The organism is Nocardia sp. CA-120079, assembly GCF_050955745.1.
GTDB lineage: Bacteria > Actinomycetota > Actinomycetes > Mycobacteriales > Mycobacteriaceae > Nocardia.
In genome coordinates, this window is record NZ_CP192088.1 from 6827276 (window position 1) to 6847380 (window position 20105).

Below are 20105 nucleotides of genomic sequence, written 5' to 3' on the forward strand. Positions count from 1 at the left end.
CGCGTGAAGTTCCTGCTGTTCACCCTCGTCTCCCGGGTGCCGGATCCGAATACCGGTCGGCTGCCCGAGACCAGGCAGCGACTGCTCGATGTCATCGGCCAGGCCCGCACCGCCGAGGAACTCGGCTACGACGGGTTCGCCGTCGGCGAACGGCACGAGGATCCGTTCCTCTCGGCCGCACCGCCGGTGCTCCTGTCCCATATCGCCGCGCTCACCTCGCGGATCAGTCTGTTCACCGCCGTCACCACGTTGAGTCTGTTGGATCCGGTGCGCGCGTTCGAGGACTATTCGACGTTGGACAATCTCTCCGGCGGCCGCCTCGAACTGATCATCGGCAAGGGCAACGGTGCGGCCCAGGCGAAGCTGTACCACGTCACCACCGAGGACCAGTGGGATCGCAATCGCGAAGGCTACGAACTGTTCCGGGCGCTGTGGGACAGCGACACCGTGACCTGGTCGGGCCGATTCCGTCCGGAGCTGGTCGGGGCCAAGGCGCTGCCGCGGCCCTGGCAGCCGCGCATCCGCATCTGGCACGGCAGCGCGACCAGCCGCGATTCGGTGGAACTCGCCGCACGCCACGGTGACCCGCTGTTCTCGGCGAATGTCACCAATCCGATCGAACCGTATGCCGAACTGGTGCGCCACTATCGGGAGCGGTGGGAGCACTACGGGCACGATCCGGCCGACGCACTGGTCGGAGCGGGCACCGCGGGATTTCATGTGGCGCGCACGTCACAGGAGGCCCTCGATGTGTACCGCCCGATCTTCGAGGCACGACTGGCATTGGCGCGCAAGCTCGGGCTGCCGATCGTCTTCGAGACGCTCGACGATTTCGTCGCGCGCAGTTCGGCACTGGTCGGCAGCCCGGAGCAGGTGATCGACAAAGTGGGTCGCCAGCACGAGGCGTTCGGGCACGAGGTGATCCACCTGTCCGCCGAACGCGACGGCCGCACCGAATCGCAGCATCGCACCGGCCTCGAACTCTTCCAGGCCGAGGTCGCACCCGAACTGCGCCGACGCATCCCGAGCCGACCACTGGCCACCGCCCCGAATACCGCACGTCCCACCGACTACGACATCGATTCCCGCGGCGAACTCGTCCGCACCGAAACATCTGGAGTACCACAGTGATCCGTCCCCGCCACCGAATCGCGGCCGTGGCCGCCGCCGTCACCGCGGCCGCGAGTCTCGCCGCCTGCGGCAGTGATTCGGCCACCGGCGGCGCTGAAGCGGGTCCGCCACAGCCGGGCGGCACGCTGCGCTATGGCCTTTCGCAGGCGCCGACCTGCTCGGATCCGGCGCAGTCCGGAACCAATCAGACGCTGTACGTGACCCGCCAGATCGTGGATTCACTGACCGATCAGGATCCGAAGACCGGTGAGATCAAGCCGTGGCTGGCCAAGAGCTGGGAAATCTCCCCCGACGCCAAGGTGTTCACCTTCCATCTCGCCGACGGCGTCACCTTCAGCGACGGCACCCCGCTCACCGCGGATTCGGTGCGCAACACCTTCGATTCGGTGATCAAACTGGGCGCGGGCAAGACACCGCTCGGCTCCAGTTATCTCACCAATTACCTCGGCACCACCGCGGTCGACAAGCTGACCGCACGGGTCGAATTCAGCAAGCCCAATGCCCAATTCCTGCAGGCCTCTTCGACCGCGCAGCTCGGTATTCAGGGCGATACCACGACGGCCAAACCCGCCGATCAGCGCTGCCTCGGCGACAATGTCGGCAGCGGACCGTTCAGCTATGCGGCCTGGCGCCAGGACGCCTCGGCGACCCTGGCCAAACGCGCTGGATACCGCTGGGGTTCGGCGGTCTTCGCTCATCAGGGCGAGGCCTATCTGGACAAGATCGAGTTCACGGTCGTGCCCGAATCCGGTGTTCGCACCGGCAGTCTCATCTCCGGCCAGCTCGAAGCCGTCAGCGATGCACTGCCGCAGGACGCACCGCAGATCGAGGCCGCGAGCGGGCGGGTGCTGAGCACCGCGAATCCCGGTGTGCCGTTCGGCTTCCAGACCAATGTCACGCGCGGGCCGCTGCGCGATGCGGCGGTGCGCCAGGCGCTGCTGCCCGCGATCGACCGGAAACAGCTGGTGGACACCGTGCTCGGCCCGCAGTTCAAACCCGCTACCAGCACCTTGGCCAGCAGTACGCCCGGCTACCAGGACCTTTCGGCCCGGCTGAGCTACGACCCGGCCAAGGCGCGCAGCATCCTGGACCAAGCGGGCTGGACGCCGGGCGGTGATGGAATCCGCGCGAAGAATGGTGAGCGCCTGTCCTTCTCGGTGCTCTTCAGTCAGGCGTTCGCGGGTAATCAGGCCATCCTGGAGCTGGTGCAGCAGCAGCTGCGTCAGGTGGGCGTCGAGCTGAAGCTCGATCTGGTGTCGGGGCCGGAGAGCACGGCTCGGCAGAACGTCAAGGATTTCGACACCACCTACTACAACACCACCCGCGCCGACGGTGACATTCTGCGCACCTCCTTCAGTGTCGACGGACGCAATCTCAATGCCCGCGAACGCATCCCGGCACTGGACGATGTGCTCGACGGGCAGCTGAGCGCCTCGGATAGCGCCGCACGCACCGCACTGATCCGCACCGCGCAACAGGCAGTACTCGATGCGGGGCTGTGGATTCCGACGGTCGAACTGTCGCAGGCCATCGGTGCGGCACGGAGCGTGCAGGATCTGAAGTTCGAGGCCTCCGCGCGGCTGCAGTTCTTCGATACCTGGTTGAGCGGGCGGTAGTCATGGCTCGGTATGTGGTTGTGCGGGTCCTGCAGGCGATATGGGTGCTGTGGGCGGCCTTCACAATTTCGTTCGTGGTGCTCTACCTGCTGCCCGCCGATCCGGTCTCCATCGCGGCCGACGGTGCGGGTGCGGGCACCCCGATCGACAAGGCCGCGATCGCCGAACTCCAGGCGCGCTACGGACTGGATCGTCCGCTCTGGGAACAGTATTGGACCGCACTGACCCACGCGTTAACCGGTGACCTCGGCCACTCCATCGCCACCGGTCAGCCGGTCACCAGCGCACTGGGCAACGCGCTGCCCAATACACTCGGATTGGCCGGTCTGGCACTGCTCTTCGCGGTGCTCGGCGGGGTGAGCGTGGCCTTCGCGGCGACGTATGTCCGCCGCCCGTGGTTGCGCGACGCGCTCAGCTCACTGCCCTCGCTCGGGGTTTCGGTGCCGACATTCTGGACCGGACTGCTACTGCTGCAACTCTTCTCGTTCCACTGGCGGCTCGCTCCTGCCTTCGGCGGACACGGTTTCAAGGGCACGGTACTGCCCGCGCTCACCCTCGCCATCCCGATCGGTGCGGTGCTGGCCCAGGTGCTCGCCGCCGGGCTGGCCTCGACCTGGCGTCAGCCGTTCGTCGATGTGGCACTGGCCAAGGGGGGCTCACGCGGTTGGGTGCTGCGCAAACATGTGCTGCGTCCGGCCAGCGTGCCGACGTTCACCATCGCCGGCGTGCTGGTCGGCAATATGCTCGCCGGATCCGTGGTGGTGGAGACCGTTTTCGCCCGTCAGGGCGTGGGTCGGCTCACCCAGACCTCGGTACTGGCCCAGGACATTCCGGTGGTGCAGGGCATCGTGCTGCTCACCTCGACGGTCTTCGTCACCGTGAATCTGGCGGTGGATCTGCTGTATCCGCTGCTCGATCCGCGCATCGCCGGTCGATCCGGCCGTGCGACAACCGATTCCGAGACCGCCGCTAGCGATATCGCGGAGGAGGTGGTCGTCCGTGCCTGAGCCACTCGTCACCCACACCGGCGCCGCGCCCGGCCCTCTCGTCACTGGCTTCGCGCCGTGGCCTGACCTTCGACAGCAGGTGACCGATCATGGTTGATGTCGCCGATGAGTCGCGGCGGATCGCGCTTCCCGGACTCCACCGACCCGCCCTACGATGGAAGTCGCTGCGCGGCAATATCGTCGTGATCCTGTCCGGCGCCGTCGCGGTGCTTGCGCTCGGCTGGGCACTGTTCCCCTCGGTTTTCGCCGGCGGTGATCCGCTGACCGGTGTGCCCGCGCAGAAATTCCAGGGCCCGAGTGCCCGACACTGGTTCGGCACCGACAACCTCGGGCGCGATCTGTACACCCGGATGGTGCACGGCGCGGGACTCTCGCTCACCGCCACCCTGTCCGCGGTCGCCATCGCCCTGATCGCCGGATCGATACTCGGGCTGCTGTCCGGATCGCTCGGCGGCTTCGTCGACACCGTCATCATGCGGCTCGTCGATGTGCTGCTGTCGATTCCATCGCTGCTGCTATCGCTCGCCCTGGTCACCGCGCTGGGGTTCGGCACCCGCAATGTGGCCGTCGCGGTGGGTGTTTCGCTGATCGCCAACTTCGCGCGGGTCATGCGCTCGGAGGTGCTCCGGGTGCGACAGGCGCCGTTTGTGGAGGCGGCACACGCTTCCGGGGTCCGCTGGTACAGCGTGCTGGCCCGCCATGTCCTTCCGAACTCCTATCAGCCGGTACTCGCCCTGGCCGCAGTCGAATTCGGTATGGCGGTGCTTTCGGTCTCGGCGCTGAGCTTCCTCGGCTACGGCGCGAAACCACCCACCCCCGAATGGGGCTCACTGATATCGGAGGGACGCAATTTCCTCGCGACGGCTTGGTGGATGACCACCCTGCCGGGCCTGGTGATCATCGTCGTCGTCCTCTCGGCCCAACGCCTCGGCCGCGCCGCAGGAAGGAGTCACAGCGCATGAGTGAGTGCATCACGTCCGCCGATCCGACGGACGGCACGCCACATATCCGCGACGTCACAAATGGACCGGATGGGTCGGCGGCAGCACTGTTGCGCATCGACGGCCTGCATGTGCGCTACGCCTCCGACAGCGGCGATGTCGCCGCACTCAGCGGCGTATCCCTCGCCGTCGCGCGCGGCGAGGTCGTCGCGCTGGTCGGCGAATCCGGTTCCGGCAAGTCGACTCTCGCGCAGTCGGTGATCGGCTTGCTCGGCCCCAATGCCGAGATCACCGGCGGGACCGTCACCTTCGACGGAGAGACGGTGGATACCGGATCCGAGCGGGCGCTGCGGCGGATTCGCGGCGCACGGATCGGATTCGTACCGCAGGATCCTGGGCTGTCGCTGAATCCGGTGCGGCGCGTGGGTGATCAGGTCGCCGAGGCGCTGCTCGTGCACGGACTCGCCGATCGCCGCGATGCGACCGCGCGGGCGATCGAATTGCTCGCCGACGCCGGACTGGACCTGCCGGAGCTGCGGGCCGCGCAGTACCCGCACGAACTGTCCGGCGGCCAGCGGCAGCGGGTGCTGATCGCGGCGGCGCTCATCGCCGGACCGGAACTAGTGATCGCCGATGAGCCGACCAGTGCGCTCGACGCCACGGTGGCGCGGCGGGTGCTCGACAAACTCGCCGCACAGACGGCGGCACGCGGTACGGCGGTGCTGCTGATCACCCACGATCTGGCGATCGCCGCCGAGCGGGCCGATCGGATCGTGGTGCTGAGCGGCGGGGAAATCGTCGAAACCGGGCCGACCACGACGGTGCTCGCCGAACCCCGTCATCCGTACACGAAGCGATTGCTCGCCGCCTCGCCGAGTCTGGCCCCGTTCGACGGGTTCCGCCCGCCGCGGGTGAGCGCCGGCCCACCATTGCTCACGGTGCGGGACGTGCACAAGCGGTTCCGCGCACCGGCCGGTGGTTCGGTCACCGCGGTGGCGGGTGTCGGATTCGAACTCGGTCGCGGCGAAACCCTCTCACTTGTCGGCGAATCCGGCTCCGGCAAGTCCACCACCGCGCGAATCGCATTGCGGCTCACCGAACCCGATAGCGGCGCGATCACGTTCGACGGGCAAGACCTGACCGCGGTGAAAGGCGGACGGCTGCGCGACCTGCGGCAGCGCTTCCAGGTGGTCTACCAGAACCCCTATGGCTCACTGGATCCGCGTTGGCGGGTCGGTTCGATCATCGAGGAACCGCTGCGCGCCTATGCCGTCGGCGATCGCAAGGCCAGGCAGGAGCGGGTACGGGAACTGCTCGGCCAGGTGGCGCTGCCGGAGAACTTCGCCCAGCGCCGCCCAGCGGAACTGTCCGGCGGACAACGCCAACGCGTCGCCATCGCCCGCGCCCTGGCCCTGCACCCGGACCTGCTCGTGCTCGACGAACCGGTCTCGGCACTCGACGCCTCCGTCCAGGCCCAGATCCTGGAACTGCTGGACCGCCTGCAAACCGAACTCGGACTGAGCTACCTGTTCATCTCGCACGACCTCGCCGTGGTCCGCCGTATCAGCGACCGCGTCGCGGTCATGCGCGGCGGTCGCATTGTCGAATCCGGCTCCACCGCCGAGATTTTCGACAACCCACAGCACGAGTACACGCGCGAACTGCTGTCGGCCATTCCCACACCGCACCTCACCGCGCCGGGGGCGGCCTGATGACCGGCACCCGACTACGCCATCCCCATCGCAACCGCACACTCGAAGGAGTCAGAGCGTCATGACGACCAGCATCACCAGTCTTTTCGAAACCGAGTGGGCGCATTGGCATCACGCCAGGGAAGAGCAACTGCGCGATCCGCTCGGCTTCCTGAGCCTGACCGGATTGCATTGGCTCACCGACCAACCCGAGCGCATCCCCGACATTCCCGGCACCTGGTGGGTCACCGACGACAAGGTGTTCATCACCGCCCAGCCCGCCGACCGCCTGCGGTTCGAGGGCACCGACATCGCGGGCGTACAGATCGTCACACCGGCCGAAGGCGCACCGGGACTCGAGGTGCTGCACGAGAATCGGGTACTCGAGGTGATTCGCCGCAGCGGCCGCTACGCCGTGCGCGTGCACGACCCCGCCGCACCCACATTGCTGAGCTTCGAGGGCATCCCGACCTATGCCCCGGACCAGCACTGGGTGGTCGAGGGTCGCTTCGAACCGTTCGACGAGCCGCGCACGATCACCACGGGCGCCGTCATCGACGGACTCGAGCACCACCACACCGCCTCGGGCACCATCGAATTCAGCATCGGCGAGGTCACCGAGCGCGTCATCGCCTTCGGCGCGCCGACCAACCTGCGGGTGCTGTTCACCGACGCCACCAGCGGCGTCACCACCTATCCGGCGGCCCGCTCGCTGGCCCTCGACGCACCCGATGTCGATGGAACCGTGCGTCTCGATTTCAATCGGGCGGCCAACCTGCCCTGCGCCTTCACCGATTTCGCCACCTGCCCGCTGGCACCCGCGGAAAACCGGCTGCGGGTCGCCATCGAAGCGGGCGAACAGCATCCGCGCCTAGGACGGTCCGCATGACGATCCCGCTTTCCATCCTCGATCTGGCCCCGATCAGCGCCGGATCCACCGCACAGCAGGCCTTGCGCAACACCATCGATCTGGCCCAGCACGCCGAGCAGTGGGGTTACCGCCGCTACTGGCTTGCCGAACATCATTTCGTTTCGGTGGCGAGTTCCTCCTCCATCACGCTGATCGGCCTGGTCGCGGCGGCCACCACCCGGATTCGCGTCGGCTCGGCGGCGGTTCAGGTCGGCCACCACACCTCGGCATCGATCGTGGAGGCATTCGGCACCATCGACGCTCTCTACCCGGGACGGCTCGACCTGGGCCTTGGCCGATCGGGCCATCGCCGCACCCAGTTCGGTGCGCAGCCCGCGCATCCGAAGGGCGGTCACCCGGTCGTCGACACCGTGACCGGACGCACCGAGGTCCGCGACGGTGTGGTGGTTCCACCGCCGTTCGATCCCGGACGGATCACCGACCGGTCCAGGTTCATCGCCTCGCTCGGCGCGCTGCAACAGCAGGGCGCGCAGGCACCGGACTTCCCGGACCAGGTCGACGAGGTGCGCGCCCTGCTCAACGGCACCTACAAGAGCGCCGAAGGCATTGCGCTGCACGCGGTTCCGGGTGAGGGCGCACAGGTCGAGCTGTGGTTGTTCGGCAGTACGGCCAGCGAAAGCGCCGAATTGGCGGGCAAACTCGGTCTGCCCTTCGCCGCCGCCTATCACGTCTCACCCGGCACCGCCCTGGATGCGGTCGCGGCCTATCGAGCGGCCTTCCGCCCCTCGGCCGAGCTCGCCGAGCCGTATGTGGTGATCTCCGCGGACGTGGTCGTCGCCCCCGACGACACGCGCGCCCGACATCTGGCCGCCACCTACGGTCACTGGGTGCACAGCATCCGCAGCGGCGCCGGCGCCGCGGACTACCTCGATCCGGATACCGCCACCCCGCTGACGCCGGAGCAGCGCCGACTGGTCGACGACCGCCTCGCCACCCAATTCGTCGGCAGCCCGGGGACCGTTGTCGAACGCCTGCAGGCCCTGCAGCGGGTCACCGGCGCGAACGAACTCCTCGTCACCAGCATCACGCATCGTCACGAGGACCGGTTGGAATCCCACCGGCTCCTCGCCGATGCGTGGGGTAGCTCCCCCGCCTCCGCGGATCTGTTGCCAGCCGTAGGTGCCCCGACGGTACCGTCGGGGATCGGCGGTTGACCACGAAGCAGTTCGGGCGTACCCGAGAGTTACCCATGTGCTCAGCTCTTTCGTCGGCCTCGTACGCCTGACTCTGCCCCGGCGGGCTCGGCGTACGACCGTCCGATGCTCAGGCGCTGATCGGGGCGGCGGTTACGCCGTAGCCGAGGTTGGTGAGGACCTCACCGGTGGCCTTGGCGAAGTTCAGCGTGATGAAGTGCAGGCAGGGCGCGCCCTCATCGATGAGGCGCTGGCCCATCTCGGTGGCGATTTCGATGCCGACCTCGCGGACCGCGGCATTGTTCTCCTCCGGCCCGTCACCGGCGGCCTTGCGCAGGCGCTCCATGACCGCGGGCGGCAGGGGACGTCCGCACAGTTCCTCGGCGCGCGCCACCGTGCGCAGCGAGGTGATGGGCATCAGCTCCGGAATGATCGGCTTCGCGCCCTCGATCGGGTCGAAGGCCGCGATCCGATCGCGCAGCCGCAGATAATGCTCGACGTCGAAGAACATCTGAGTGATCGAATACTCCGCGCCCGCACGCAGTTTCGCTGCCAGGTACGCGGTGTCGTGCTCCAGATCGGGGGACCGGTGGTGGCCCTGCGGGAACGAGGCGACGCCGACATGGAAGTCACCGAGGTCGCGAACGATGCGCACCAGTTCCTCGGCGTAGGCCACACCCTCGGGATGTTTGCGCCATTCGCCGAGTGGATCGCCGGGCGGGTCGCCGCGCAGCACGAGGATATTGCGGATGCCCGAATCGGCGTACGCGCCGACCAGTGAGCGCAGTTCGGCGACGCTGTGCTCGACCGCGGTCAAGTGCGCGACCGGCAGCAGCGTGGTCTCCTCGGCCAGCGCACCGGTGATCCGCACGGTGCGGTCACGAGTGGTGCCGCCGGCGCCGTAGGTCATCGAGACGAAGGCCGGATGCATGCGCTCGAAGGTGCGCGCCGCGCGCCACAGCCGTGCCTCGCCCGCGGCGTCACGCGGCGGATTGAACTCCACCGAGAAGGGCACCGAACCCCCGGAATGGGTCCGCAGACTCTGTACAACCGAGGGTGTTCCAGAGACGATCGGTGGCGTCGGGGACGGCCGGCCAGGGGTCGAACGTCCCCGCACGTTATCGAAAGTCACCGGTCCAGTGTAGTGGTGGGCCGTCACCGGGCCGTCAGGTCGTCGCAACCGTACGCGTATTCTGCGAGCAAGCGACACGCTCGCAATCGCCGGAACGACACGCGCGACGCTCACCGTTCGGCACCGAAGTACCTATAGCGCCCACGATCCACCGCGCACCAGCACCCGCACGACCTTGGAGGCTCCCCTGTCCGCCGGAACCGGTATCCAGACGCCTCACCCCACCCCGCCCGCGAATCACACGCCGGGCACCCCCGGGTTCGTCGCGGCGGTCGAGGACGCGCTCAAAGCGTTCTTCCTGACCCGACGCCCGATCGTCGAACCGCTCGGTCCGGTTTTCGTACAGGCCGCGGACGCACTCGAACTGTTCGTGCTGCGCGGCGGTAAGCGCACCCGTCCGGCCTTCGCCTGGACCGGCTGGATCGGCGCGGGCGGCGATCCCACCGGCCCGCACGCCGCCGCGGTCCTGAACGCCTGTGCCGCACTGGAATTGGTGCAGGCCTGCGCGCTGGTGCACGACGACATCATCGACTCCTCGCGCACCCGCCGCCGCTTCCCCACCGTGCACGTCGACTTCGAACAGCGCCACCGCGACCACGGCTGGGCCGGTGATGCCGAACACTTCGGCACCTCGGTCGCCATCCTGGTCGGCGATCTGGCGCTGGCCTGGGCCGATGACATGGTGCACGCCGCCGGACTCGACGCCGCGGCCCTCGGCCGCTTCGCACCGGTCTGGGCGCTGATGCGCACCGAGGTGCTCGGCGGGCAACTGCTCGATATCCACGGCGAATCGGCGGGTGACGAATCCGTCGCGGCGGCGCTGCGCATCAACCGCTACAAGACCGCGGCCTACACCGTGGAGCGCCCGCTGCACCTGGGTGCGGCACTCGCCGACGCCGATCCGCACCTGATCGAGGCCTACCGGACCTTCGGCACCGATATCGGCATCGCCTTCCAGCTGCGCGACGATCTGCTCGGCGTCTTCGGTGACCCGGCGGTCACCGGAAAGCCCTCCGGCGACGACCTGCGCGAGGGCAAGCGCACCGTCCTGGTCGCCGACGCGCTGCAGCGCGCCGATGCCACCGACCCGGCCGCCGCCGACCTGCTGCGCACCAGCATCGGCACCGATCTGACCACGGACCAGGTCGAACGGTTGCGTGCGGTGATCACCGAACTCGGCGCGGTCGACGAGGTGGAGCGCCGCATCACCGAACTGACCGAACAGGGCCTGGCCGCGCTGGCCTCGAGCACCGCCACGCCCGATGCCAAGGAGCGGTTGCGCGCCATGGCACTGGCCGCGACGAGTCGCACGCACTAGCCGCGACCGCGCGAGGAGATCCACATGAAAACCGTTGCGGGACCGACCGATCGCGTCGTGGTAGTGGGCGCTGGCCTATCCGGCCTGGCCGCCGCCCTGTATCTGACCGGGGCCGGGCGTACCGTCACCCTGCTGGAACGCGCCGATCATCCCGGCGGCCGAGTCGGCCTGTACCGCGGCCCCGATTACGAAATCGACTCCGGCGCAACGGTACTCACCTTGCCGGAGCTGATCGCCGATGCCCTCGCCGCCGTCGGCGCAACCCCCGAAACCTGCACACCGCCACTGCGCATCCACCAACTCGCCCCCAGCTATCACGCCCGCTTCGCCGACGACTCCACCATTCGCGTCTACGCCGATCCCGAGGCGATGGCCATCGAAGTGGCCCGTGTCTGCGGCGCGGACGAGGCACTGCGCTACCGACGGCTGCGCAACTGGCTCGCGGAGATCTACCATGCCGAATTCACCGAGTTCATGGATACGAACTTCGATTCGCCGCTCGATATGGTCCGCTATCCGGCCAAGCGCCGCGCGCTGGCCGCGCTCGTGCGTCTGGGCGGATTCGGCAGGCTCGGCCCGCGCGTCTCCCACTTCCTGCGCGATACCCGCCTGGCCCGCCTGTTCACCTTCCAGGCGCTCTACGCGGGCATGGGCCCGGCGCAGGCACTGGCCGTCTACGGCGCGATCCCGCATATGGACACCTCATTGGGCGTCTACTTCCCCGAGGGCGGTATGCGCGCCATCACCGCCGCACTCGCCGACGCCTTCACCGCGGCGGGCGGCACACTCGAGCTGAACACCGAGGTCACCGGGATCGAATACGCGGACGGGCGGGCCAAGCGGATCCGCACCGCGAACGGTCGCACCTTCGACTGCGACGCCGTGGTGCTCACCGCCGACCTCGGCGCGCTCGAGCGCTTCGGCGTGCGCCGCCGCCGTCGACTACGCGCCGCACCGTCCGCCGTCGTCGCACACGGCACCATCCCCGCCTCGATCGCCGAGAGCTGGCCGATCCAAGCTCACCACGCCATCGATTTCGGCGACGCTTGGGACCGAACCTTCGACGAGATCGCCGCCCGCCCTGGCCGCGGGCGGCTGATGAGCGACCCGTCGTTGCTGCTCACCCGGCCCGCGCTGACCGATCCCGGGCTCTACATCGACCGGGCCGACGGCAGGCACGAGCCGTTCTCACTGCTCGCGCCGTGCCCCAACCTCGACACCGCACCACTGGACTGGGACCGACTCGGCCCCTCATACCTGCGTGAACTCCTGAATGTGCTGGCGGAACGCGGATATCACGGAATCGCCGAGCACTTCACCATCGATCATCTCGACACACCCGGCACCTGGCGCGATCAGGGCATGCTGGCGGGCACACCCTTCTCCGCCGCGCATCTGTTCCGGCAAACCGGTCCATTTCGTCCGCGCAATTTTTCCGGTGGCAGCGACAACGTGGTTATCGCCGGTTGTGGCACTACTCCGGGTGTCGGCGTGCCAACCACCTTGCTTTCCGGAAAACTGGCGGCAAACCGAATTATCGGCACCACGCGAGCCACTCGGGATGAATCCCCACGCACCAGCGGGATAGTGTTCCCGGCGAGCCGATAAACTAACGGCCGACCTATCAGCCTGCGGTTGCGACCGCCGACCACTCCGGGGGGACCGACACCACATGCATCCCCCTGAGACGACGGCCCCCGCGCCCACCGACAACTCGATCACCGCGACCGAAGACGAGGCGCGTCCGTCGAGCGCCCCGGCACGCCAGGCACCGCCTGCCGTCGACGAACACGGGTTCCGGGCCTGGCTGCGGACCACCGCCGACTTCGCCCGCAGCCCCGAGGGACATTCGGCACTGCTGGGTTTCTTCGGCGCGCTGATGATCACCTTCGGCGGATTCGGCGCGGGCAGCGTCCGCAAACGCGATCCGCTGCTCGAGGCGATGCATCTGTCCTGGCTGCGATTCGGGCACGGCTATGTGCTGTCCACCATGGTCATCTGGGTCGGTGTGCTGTTGATGATCACCGCGTGGGTGCGTCTTGGCCGGACCACGATCGGATTCGGCGACCGGCCCGACGCCGGGGTCACGTTGAACGAGCTGCGCGCGATCGTCGGCATCTGGATCTTCCCGCTGCTGTTCGCGGTGCCGATGTTCAGCCGGGACGCGTATTCGTATCTGGCCCAGGGCGCACTGCTACGCGACGGCTTCGATCCCTACGTTTCCCCGCCGGTCGCCAATCCCGGCGTGCTGCTCGACAATGTGAGCCCGGTCTGGACCACTACCACCGCGCCATACGGTCCGATCTTCCTGCTGCTCGGCAATGCGATCACCGCGATCACCGGCGATAACGTGGTCGCGGGCACCATTGCGCTGCGGCTGGTCATGCTGCCGGGACTGGCGCTGATGATGTGGGCGGTGCCGTATCTGACCAAACATCTCGGCGGTAAGCCGACGGTCGCGTTGTGGCTGGCAGTGCTCAATCCCCTAGTGCTGATCCACCTCATCGGCGGCGTGCACAACGAAATGCTCATGGTCGGGCTCATGTGCGCGGGTATCGCACTCGTGCTCGAGCGCCATCATGTGGCGGGAATCGTGGTCGTCGCGATCGGCGTCGCCATCAAGGCGACCGCCGGTGTCGCACTGCCGTTCCTGGTGTGGATCTGGATGCTGCACGAACGTGAACGCCGGGCGCTGCAACGCGCAGCGCAATCACCGGGTGCGACCCAGCAGGTCGAGAGCGAGGCCGAACCCGCGCGACCGAGTGCGGAAGTACCGCATCCGGCGCTGATGTTCGCCAAGATCGCCGGACTCGGTTTGAGCGTGTTCGCGGTGGTCTTCGTGGCCGCCTCGGCCATCGCCGGAGTCGGCATCGGCTGGCTGACCGCGCTGTCGGGCTCGAAGAAGATCATCAACTGGCTCTCGCTGCCGACGATCATGGCGCATATGGTCCGCTGGGTGACGCCGTTCCCGATGGATCCGGTGCTCGCGGTGACCCGCGCACTCTGCGCGCTGGCGCTGATCGCCGTGCTGGCGTGGACCTGGTGGCGGTTCCGGCACAGCGAACGCGAGGCGGTCTTCGGCATCCTGATCGCCTTCGTCGCCATCGTCATCCTCTCGCCCGCCGCACTGCCCTGGTACTACTCCTGGCCGCTGGCGCTGGCCGCCGGGTTCGCGCTGTCCACCACCACGCTGATGATGCTGGTGGGGCTGTGTACCTGGTTGATGCTGGTCTTCCAGCCGGACGGCTCGATCGGGCTCTACAGCTTCGGCCACGTGGCCGCCGCGACGTTCGCCGCCGTGGTCGCGGCCCTGTCGCTGCGGCGGGTCGACCCCTTGCGATTGCGCGCCACCCCACCGGAGAGCAATCCGGTCGCCGTCACCCGGTCATGACCGAGGTCGCGCTACCCGCCCGCGGCTCGGAACTGGCCGCGGCATACCGCGTCTGCCGGGCGATCGCCGCCGAACACGGGCGCACCTACTTCCTCGCCACCCGCCTGCTGTCCGCACCACGAAGACCCGCGGTGCACGCGCTCTACGCCTTCGCGCGAATGGTCGACGACATCGTCGATCACCCGACGCACGACGCCGAACACGGCCCCGCGGGCGAACTCGATCTGGTCGAGAAACAACTGCGCGTCGCATTGGAGCAGGCAACGCCGCCCACCGACCGCCGCGCCCAGGTACTGGCCGCACTGGCCGACACCATCCAGCGCTACGACATTGCGCCCCAGCACTTCTGGATCTTCCTGGACTCCATGCGCATGGATGTGCCCGGAACCGCGCACTTCCGCGCCGACTACGCCACCATGACCGAACTGCGCGACTACATGCGCGGTTCCGCGGCCGCGATCGGTCTACAACTGCTGCCGGTGCTCGGCACGGTCGTCCCGCTAGCCGAGGCCGAACCCGCCGCCGCCGCGCTCGGCGAAGCCTTCCAGCTCACCAATTTCCTGCGCGATATCGCCGAGGATCTGGACCGGGGCCGGATCTACCTCCCCACCGACGAACTCGCGGCCTTCGGCGTGGACGCGGAGCTGCTGGCCTACTGCCACCGCATCGGCCACACCGACCGGCGGGTGCGCCGAGCACTGGCCCACCTGATCGCGATCAACCGCGACCTCTACCGATTCGCGAACCCGGGCATCGACCTACTCGACCCACGTGTGCGCCCCGCCATCCGCACCGCGAGCACGCTCTACTCCGGCATTCTCGATGAAATCGAACACTCCGACTACGCGGTATTCGCGCGCCGCGCCGTGGTCCCCCGCCACCGACGACTGCGTGTCGCGGCGGTGGAATTCACCACCGCCGCGCTGCGCAGGTAGTAACTCAAAAAGGCTCGGCTGCCGCGCGGCGCAGGACCTCGCGCGCGAGCGGGCCGTGCAATGCGTCGACGGGCTTACCGGGCAGGCTCTCGTCGTCGGTGAAGATCCACTCCAGGATCTCCTCGTCGGTGTACTTGGCGTCTTTCATGACGGTGATCAGGCCCGGCAGCGACTTCACGATCGCGCCGGTATCGTCGAAGAATCGCTCGGGCACGCCGGCCACGCCATCGCGGCGCAGGGCGAGCAACTGGTGGTCGCGCAGCATCTGATGCACTCGGGTCACCACGAGCCCGAGCTTGTCGGCCACCTCGGGCAGCGGGATCACCGCCTCCGACTGGGGAAGAACATCGTCACTGCAAGGAAATGCACTCACCTGGATAACGGTAGACGGTCCCGCGCCGAGTGGCTCGAGACACCCTGGACCGTTCCCCCACGATTCGACACCCTGTGCCAGGAACCATCAGTTAGCACCCAAACCAACCACCACGGAGCGAGTCTTACGAGCGAGGAGTTCGCGGCCCGTCTCGCGTCCGAGCCGTCCAAGCGCATGCGACGAGGTCGCGAGTCGCAGTGCGTGCCTCGGGTGCCGAACCACTCGCCATCACCAACCACCACGGAGCGAGTCTTACGAGCGAGGAGTTCGCGGCCCGTCTCGCGTCCGAGCCGTCGTAGCGCATGCGACGAAGTCGCGAGTCTCGACGGCTCGGACGCGAGACACCAGGGGGCCGCGAACCCGCCGCGCCCGCGCGGCCAAAAACACAGCCGCGGCTACGATCGTGAGCGGGCCGCGCGAGGCGGTCAATCGCTTGTCGCATCGGAGCGAGGGGTGAGAAGTTTGTGAAAGCCGGAGGACATCACTTGATCGGGCAAATCCTGGAGGGGCGCTACCGCATCGACGCGCCGATCGCGCGGGGCGGGATGTCGATGGTCTTCCGAGGGGTGGATACCCGTCTGGACCGTCCGGTCGCCATCAAGGTGATGGATCCCAAGTTCGCCGCCGATCCCCAGTTCCTGTCCCGGTTCGAATTCGAGGCGCGCGCGGTCGCCAAACTCAAGCATCCTTCCCTGGTCGCGGTCTATGACCAGGGTGTGGACGGCGAGTATCCGTTCCTGATCATGGAGTTGGTCGAGGGCGGCACGCTGCGCGAGTTGCTGCGCGAACGCGGTCCGATGCCACCGCATGCGGCGCGCGCGGTCGCCGAGCCGGTACTGGCCGCGATCGGTGTCGCGCATTCGGCGGGCCTGATCCATCGCGATATCAAACCGGAGAATGTACTGATCTCCGATTCCGGCGAGGTCAAGATCGCCGATTTCGGTCTGGTGCGTGCCGTCGCGGCCGCGAACACCACCTCGGCGAGCGTAATTCTCGGCACCGCCGCGTACCTGTCACCCGAACAGGTGACCGCGGGTACCGCCGATTCCCGCAGCGATGTCTACTCCTTCGGCATCCTGATCTTCGAACTGCTCACCGGCCAGGTCCCGTTCACCGGCGACACTTCGCTATCGGTGGCATATCAGCGCATCGAGAACGATGTGCCCAGCCCGAGCGAATTCATCTCCGGTGTCCCGCAGGAGTTCGACGAACTGATCGCGCGGGCCACCAACCGCGAGCCCGCGCATCGCTTCGCCGATGCCAACGAGATGGCGGCCGAACTGCATTCGATCGGGGTCGCGCTGAATCTGCCGCCGTATCGGGTGCCCGCCCCCCAGGAGTCGGCCGAACATCTCAGCGCCAGCTTCAAAGTTGCCGCACCAACCCCGCAGCAGCCCAGGGCCGCGGTACCGCCACCGCAGCCCGAGCAGCACACCAAGGTCGTCACCGCGGTGCGGCCGCGGGTGCCCGACTACGGTCCGCCCGACAACTACGGGCCGCCGGACACCTACCGCGATCACTACGCACCATCGCATTCGCCGCAGCCATCACCCTTCGCCGACGACCGGACCAAATCGCGGCGCACGGTCCTGCTCTGGGTTGCCATCGTCGCGGTCCTCACCCTGCTGGTCGGGATCGGCGGCTGGTGGTTGGGCATCGGGCGCTACTCGGCCGTCCCGTCAGTCGCAGGAAAGGATCAGGCCAGCGCGATTTCGGCGCTGTCGGATGCCGGTTTCGACACCGAGATCAGACAGAAGACCTCCGACACCATCCCAGTCGGCGGGGTGGTCGGCACCGATCCCTCGGCCGGATCCAAGGTCACCAAGGGTTCGACGGTGGCCGTGCTGATCTCCAGTGGCAAACCCCGGGTGCCGGATATCAAAGCGGGCGATGACATTTCGAAGGTCAACCAGCTCATTCGCGATGCCGGACTGCAACCGGTGGACGCGGGCGAAACCGGCAGCAGCGCGCCCAAGGGCACCCTCGCGAAGGTGGATCCGGCTCCCGGCACCGTGCTGCCGCTGGCCGCACAGGTGAAGGTATACCGCAGCAAGGGATCTCAGCCGGTGAAGATGCCCGATGTGCGCGGCAAGACCACTGAGGAAGCGAACAAGGTGCTCACCGCGGCCGGAATCACGGTGCGCGAGACCAGAACTCAGTACGACCGCAGCATCGAGGCGGACAAGGTCATCGCCACCGAACCGGCCGCGGGCGCCACGATCCAGTCCGGCGACGGCATCACCCTGATCGTCTCGAATGCCGTGAAGGTGCCCCTGCTGGTCGGCTCGAGCGTCGGCGACGCCCGCTCCAAGCTGCAGGCGCTCGGCCTGGTGGTGGCGGTGCGTCAGCTCGCCCCGTCCGACAGTTCCGTGGTGATCGGCCAAGTTCCGGGCGTGGGTTCCAATGTCGAGGCCGGCAGTACCGTCTCGCTGACGGCGCTGCCCTGACGACAAAGGAGCGCCGCATGTCGCGGCGCTCCTGTCGGAAAGCCTTGGTCAGCGCAGCATTTCGGCGACCAGGAAGGCCAGCTCCAGCGACTGCTGGGTGTTCAGCCGCGGGTCACATGCCGTCTCGTAGCGACCGGACAGATCCAGATCGGAAATGTCCTGCGCGCCGCCGAGACATTCGGTGACATCCTCACCGGTCAGTTCGATGTGCAGACCGCCGGGATGTGTGCCGAGTGCATGGTGCACCTCGAAGAAGCCCTGCACCTCGTCGATGATCCGGTCGAAGTGCCGGGTCTTGTAGCCGGTGGAGGCCTCGTGGGTGTTGCCGTGCATGGGGTCGCATTGCCAGATGACCTGATGCCCGGTCGCCTGCACCTTCTCGACAATGGGCGGCAGCACGTCGCGAACCTTGTTATTGCCCATGCGCGAGACGATGGTCAACCGGCCCGGCTCGTTATTGGGATCGAGCCGCTCGACGTATTCGACCGCCTGATCCGGGGTGGTGGTCGGGCCGATCTTGAGGCCGATCGGGTTGGCCAGCAGTTCCGCGAAGGCGATATGCGCGCCGTCGAGCTGACGGGTGCGCTCGCCGATCCATAGGAAGTGCGCGGACAGGTCGTAGAGCACCGGCTCGCCCGCCGGGTTCTGACCGAGCCGGAGCATGGCGCGCTCGTAGTCCAGCACCAGCGCTTCGTGGCTGGCGTAGATACGGGCCGACTGCAGGCTCGGATCGTTCACCCGACAAGCGGTCATGAAGGCCAGACCGCGGTCGATCTCCCCGGCCATCGCCTCATAGCGCGCACCCGCGGGCGACTGGGCCACGAAATCCCGGTTCCAGTCGTGCACACGGTGCAGATCCGCCATGCCCGCACCGGTCAGCGCGCGCACCAGATTCATCGCCGCGCTGGCGTTGGCGTAGGCGCGGACCAGTCGCGACGGGTCGTGTTCGCGCACCTTCGCATCGGCGACCAGCGAGTTCACCATGTCACCGCGGTAGGACTTGAGGCCGAGCGCGTCGGTGTCCGAGGAGCGGGGCTTCGCGTACTGGCCCGCGATGCGCGCGACCTTGACCACCGGCAGGCTTGCGCCATAGGTGAGCACGACGGCCATCTGCAGCAGGGTGCGGATATTGCCGCGGATATGCGGTTCGGTGTTGTCGGCGAAGGTCTCCGCGCAGTCACCGCCCTGCATCAGGAAGGCCTCGCCGCGCGCGACCTCCGCGAGCTGCCCGCGCAGCTCTTCCACCTCGGCGGGTACGCAGATCGGCGGCACACTCTCCAGCACGGTCCGCATCATTGCCGCCTGCTCCGGATCCCACGCCGGCTGCTGCAGCGCCGGACGCGCCAACGCGTCGTCCAGCCGCCTCCGCAGCTCTGCGGGCAGCGGCGGCAGCTCCGGCAGGCGATCGATAGGTACGTCGACGGTCCAGTTCACCCGTTCAGAATACGGATACCCCGCAGCGCGCAGGTACCCGGTATTAGGGGTGGATTCTGCCCACCTAGGGTGAATTGCCGGCAGTATCGCCGCACCGTACCGAGCTTTGGAGGAGAGACCGATCTCGCTTCGATATTTTTATGACTGCGAATTCATCGAGGACGGGTCGACCATCGACCTCGTATCGATCGGTGTGGTCTGCGAGGACGGCCGCGAATACTACGCGGTCTCAACCGAATTCGATCCCGAACGGGCGGGTCCGTGGGTACGCAGGTACGTGCTTCCGCAGCTTCCGCCGCCCGCCTCCCCGCTCTGGCGCAGTCGCGAACAGATCCGCAAAGACCTCTACGAATTCCTGGTCCCGCGCCCCAGCGTCACCCCCGAACTGTGGGCCTGGGTGGCCGCCTACGACCATGTCGCACTGTGCCAGCTCTGGGGCTCCATGGTCGATCTGCCCAACGCCCTCCCCCGCTACACCAACGAACTGCGGCAACACTGGGAGGCCCACGGTCGTCCCGAATTGCCCCCGGTTCCCCCGGACGCCCACGACGCCCTCGCCGACGCCCGCCACAACCTGGCCAAATTCGAGGCCATCGAGGCCGCCCGCCGCCGGGTATCCCTTTAA

Annotated in this window: 16 protein-coding genes; 13 read left to right on the top strand and 3 right to left on the bottom strand. The window is 67.7% G+C overall.

The genetic code is table 11. The annotated features are described in order from the left end of the window. Positions 1-3: 3 nt before the first annotated feature. The 7 genes from ACQPYR_RS31565 (at position 4) to ACQPYR_RS31595 (ending at position 8471) form a co-directional block, all read left to right on the top strand. Complete coding sequence (locus ACQPYR_RS31565) at positions 4-1131, top strand: LLM class flavin-dependent oxidoreductase (protein WP_433622523.1); 1128 nt, start codon at positions 4-6, stop codon at positions 1129-1131. Continuing rightward, the gene (locus ACQPYR_RS31570) at positions 1128-2747 is read left to right on the top strand and encodes an ABC transporter substrate-binding protein (protein WP_433622524.1); all 1620 of its coding nucleotides are present in this window, start codon (positions 1128-1130) and stop codon (positions 2745-2747) included. Before ACQPYR_RS31565 ends, ACQPYR_RS31570 begins: the two co-directional genes overlap by 4 nt. Positions 2748-2749: 2 nt before the next feature. Further along, the gene (locus tag ACQPYR_RS31575; RefSeq protein WP_433622525.1) at positions 2750-3754 is read left to right on the top strand and encodes an ABC transporter permease; all 1005 of its coding nucleotides are present in this window, start codon (positions 2750-2752) and stop codon (positions 3752-3754) included. 89 nt (positions 3755-3843) lie between these two features. Next, on the top strand, positions 3844-4716 hold the full coding sequence (locus ACQPYR_RS31580) for an ABC transporter permease (RefSeq protein WP_433622526.1): 873 nt from the start codon (positions 3844-3846) through the stop codon (positions 4714-4716). Further along, entirely contained in the window at positions 4713-6407 is a 1695-nt protein-coding gene (locus tag ACQPYR_RS31585) for a dipeptide ABC transporter ATP-binding protein (RefSeq protein WP_433622527.1), read from the top strand. Before ACQPYR_RS31580 ends, ACQPYR_RS31585 begins: the two co-directional genes overlap by 4 nt. A gap of 61 nt (positions 6408-6468) precedes the next feature. Further along, complete coding sequence (locus ACQPYR_RS31590; protein ID WP_433622528.1) at positions 6469-7275, top strand: DUF1684 domain-containing protein; 807 nt, start codon at positions 6469-6471, stop codon at positions 7273-7275. Further along, positions 7272-8471: an LLM class flavin-dependent oxidoreductase gene (locus tag ACQPYR_RS31595; RefSeq protein WP_433622529.1), complete on the top strand. Its 1200-nt coding sequence runs from the start codon at positions 7272-7274 to the stop codon at positions 8469-8471. Before ACQPYR_RS31590 ends, ACQPYR_RS31595 begins: the two co-directional genes overlap by 4 nt. Before the next feature lie 109 nt (positions 8472-8580). Here the strand turns inward: ACQPYR_RS31595 and ACQPYR_RS31600 are convergent, their stop codons facing one another. Continuing rightward, a complete protein-coding gene (locus ACQPYR_RS31600; protein WP_433521935.1) occupies positions 8581-9582 on the bottom strand; it encodes a methylenetetrahydrofolate reductase in 1002 nt (333 codons plus the stop codon). A 175-nt stretch (positions 9583-9757) separates the two neighbouring features. On the opposite strand from ACQPYR_RS31600, the gene ACQPYR_RS31605 reads away from it, so the two are divergent. From ACQPYR_RS31605 to ACQPYR_RS31620, 4 genes are all read left to right on the top strand, one after another. Next, positions 9758-10900 carry a polyprenyl synthetase family protein gene (locus tag ACQPYR_RS31605; RefSeq protein WP_433622530.1) on the top strand — a complete coding sequence of 381 codons (1143 nt, stop codon included), beginning with the start codon at positions 9758-9760 and terminating at the stop codon, positions 10898-10900. 24 nt (positions 10901-10924) lie between these two features. Further along, positions 10925-12508 (top strand): phytoene desaturase family protein, encoded by a 1584-nt coding sequence (gene crtI / locus ACQPYR_RS31610; RefSeq protein ID WP_433622531.1) that lies wholly within the window; start codon positions 10925-10927, stop codon positions 12506-12508. 64 nt (positions 12509-12572) lie between these two features. Next, on the top strand, positions 12573-14291 hold the full coding sequence (locus tag ACQPYR_RS31615; RefSeq protein ID WP_433622532.1) for an alpha-(1->6)-mannopyranosyltransferase A: 1719 nt from the start codon (positions 12573-12575) through the stop codon (positions 14289-14291). After that, positions 14288-15226, top strand: coding sequence for a phytoene/squalene synthase family protein (locus ACQPYR_RS31620; RefSeq protein ID WP_433622533.1), 939 nt, complete (start codon positions 14288-14290; stop codon positions 15224-15226). The genes ACQPYR_RS31615 and ACQPYR_RS31620 overlap by 4 nt, the downstream gene beginning before the upstream one ends. A gap of 4 nt (positions 15227-15230) precedes the next feature. Here ACQPYR_RS31620 and ACQPYR_RS31625 read toward each other — a convergent pair whose 3' ends face one another. Beyond that, positions 15231-15599, bottom strand: coding sequence for an Rv2175c family DNA-binding protein (locus ACQPYR_RS31625; RefSeq protein WP_040688576.1), 369 nt, complete (start codon positions 15597-15599; stop codon positions 15231-15233). Positions 15600-16084: 485 nt separating this feature from the next. Between ACQPYR_RS31625 and pknB the strand changes: the two genes are divergently transcribed. After that, positions 16085-18046: a Stk1 family PASTA domain-containing Ser/Thr kinase gene (pknB, locus tag ACQPYR_RS31630; protein ID WP_433622534.1), complete on the top strand. Its 1962-nt coding sequence runs from the start codon at positions 16085-16087 to the stop codon at positions 18044-18046. A 48-nt stretch (positions 18047-18094) separates the two neighbouring features. Here pknB and ACQPYR_RS31635 read toward each other — a convergent pair whose 3' ends face one another. Then, positions 18095-19480 carry a class II 3-deoxy-7-phosphoheptulonate synthase gene (locus tag ACQPYR_RS31635; protein ID WP_433622535.1) on the bottom strand — a complete coding sequence of 462 codons (1386 nt, stop codon included), beginning with the start codon at positions 19478-19480 and terminating at the stop codon, positions 18095-18097. A gap of 106 nt (positions 19481-19586) precedes the next feature. Between ACQPYR_RS31635 and ACQPYR_RS31640 the strand changes: the two genes are divergently transcribed. Next, complete coding sequence (locus tag ACQPYR_RS31640; RefSeq protein WP_433622536.1) at positions 19587-20105, top strand: polyadenylate-specific 3'-exoribonuclease AS; 519 nt, start codon at positions 19587-19589, stop codon at positions 20103-20105.

Bases quoted from the DNA above. Each gene is read 5' to 3' on its own strand.
- ACQPYR_RS31575 (WP_433622525.1), top strand. From the start codon at position 2,750: ATGGCTCGGTATGTGGTTGTGCGGGTCCTGCAGGCGATATGGGTGCTG.
- ACQPYR_RS31580 (WP_433622526.1), top strand. From the start codon at position 3,844: ATGGTTGATGTCGCCGATGAGTCGCGGCGGATCGCGCTTCCCGGACTC.
- ACQPYR_RS31585 (WP_433622527.1), top strand. From the start codon at position 4,713: ATGAGTGAGTGCATCACGTCCGCCGATCCGACGGACGGCACGCCACAT.
- ACQPYR_RS31590 (WP_433622528.1), top strand. From the start codon at position 6,469: ATGACGACCAGCATCACCAGTCTTTTCGAAACCGAGTGGGCGCATTGG.
- ACQPYR_RS31595 (WP_433622529.1), top strand. From the start codon at position 7,272: ATGACGATCCCGCTTTCCATCCTCGATCTGGCCCCGATCAGCGCCGGA.
- crtI (WP_433622531.1), top strand. From the start codon at position 10,925: ATGAAAACCGTTGCGGGACCGACCGATCGCGTCGTGGTAGTGGGCGCT.
- ACQPYR_RS31615 (WP_433622532.1), top strand. From the start codon at position 12,573: ATGCATCCCCCTGAGACGACGGCCCCCGCGCCCACCGACAACTCGATC.
- ACQPYR_RS31620 (WP_433622533.1), top strand. From the start codon at position 14,288: ATGACCGAGGTCGCGCTACCCGCCCGCGGCTCGGAACTGGCCGCGGCA.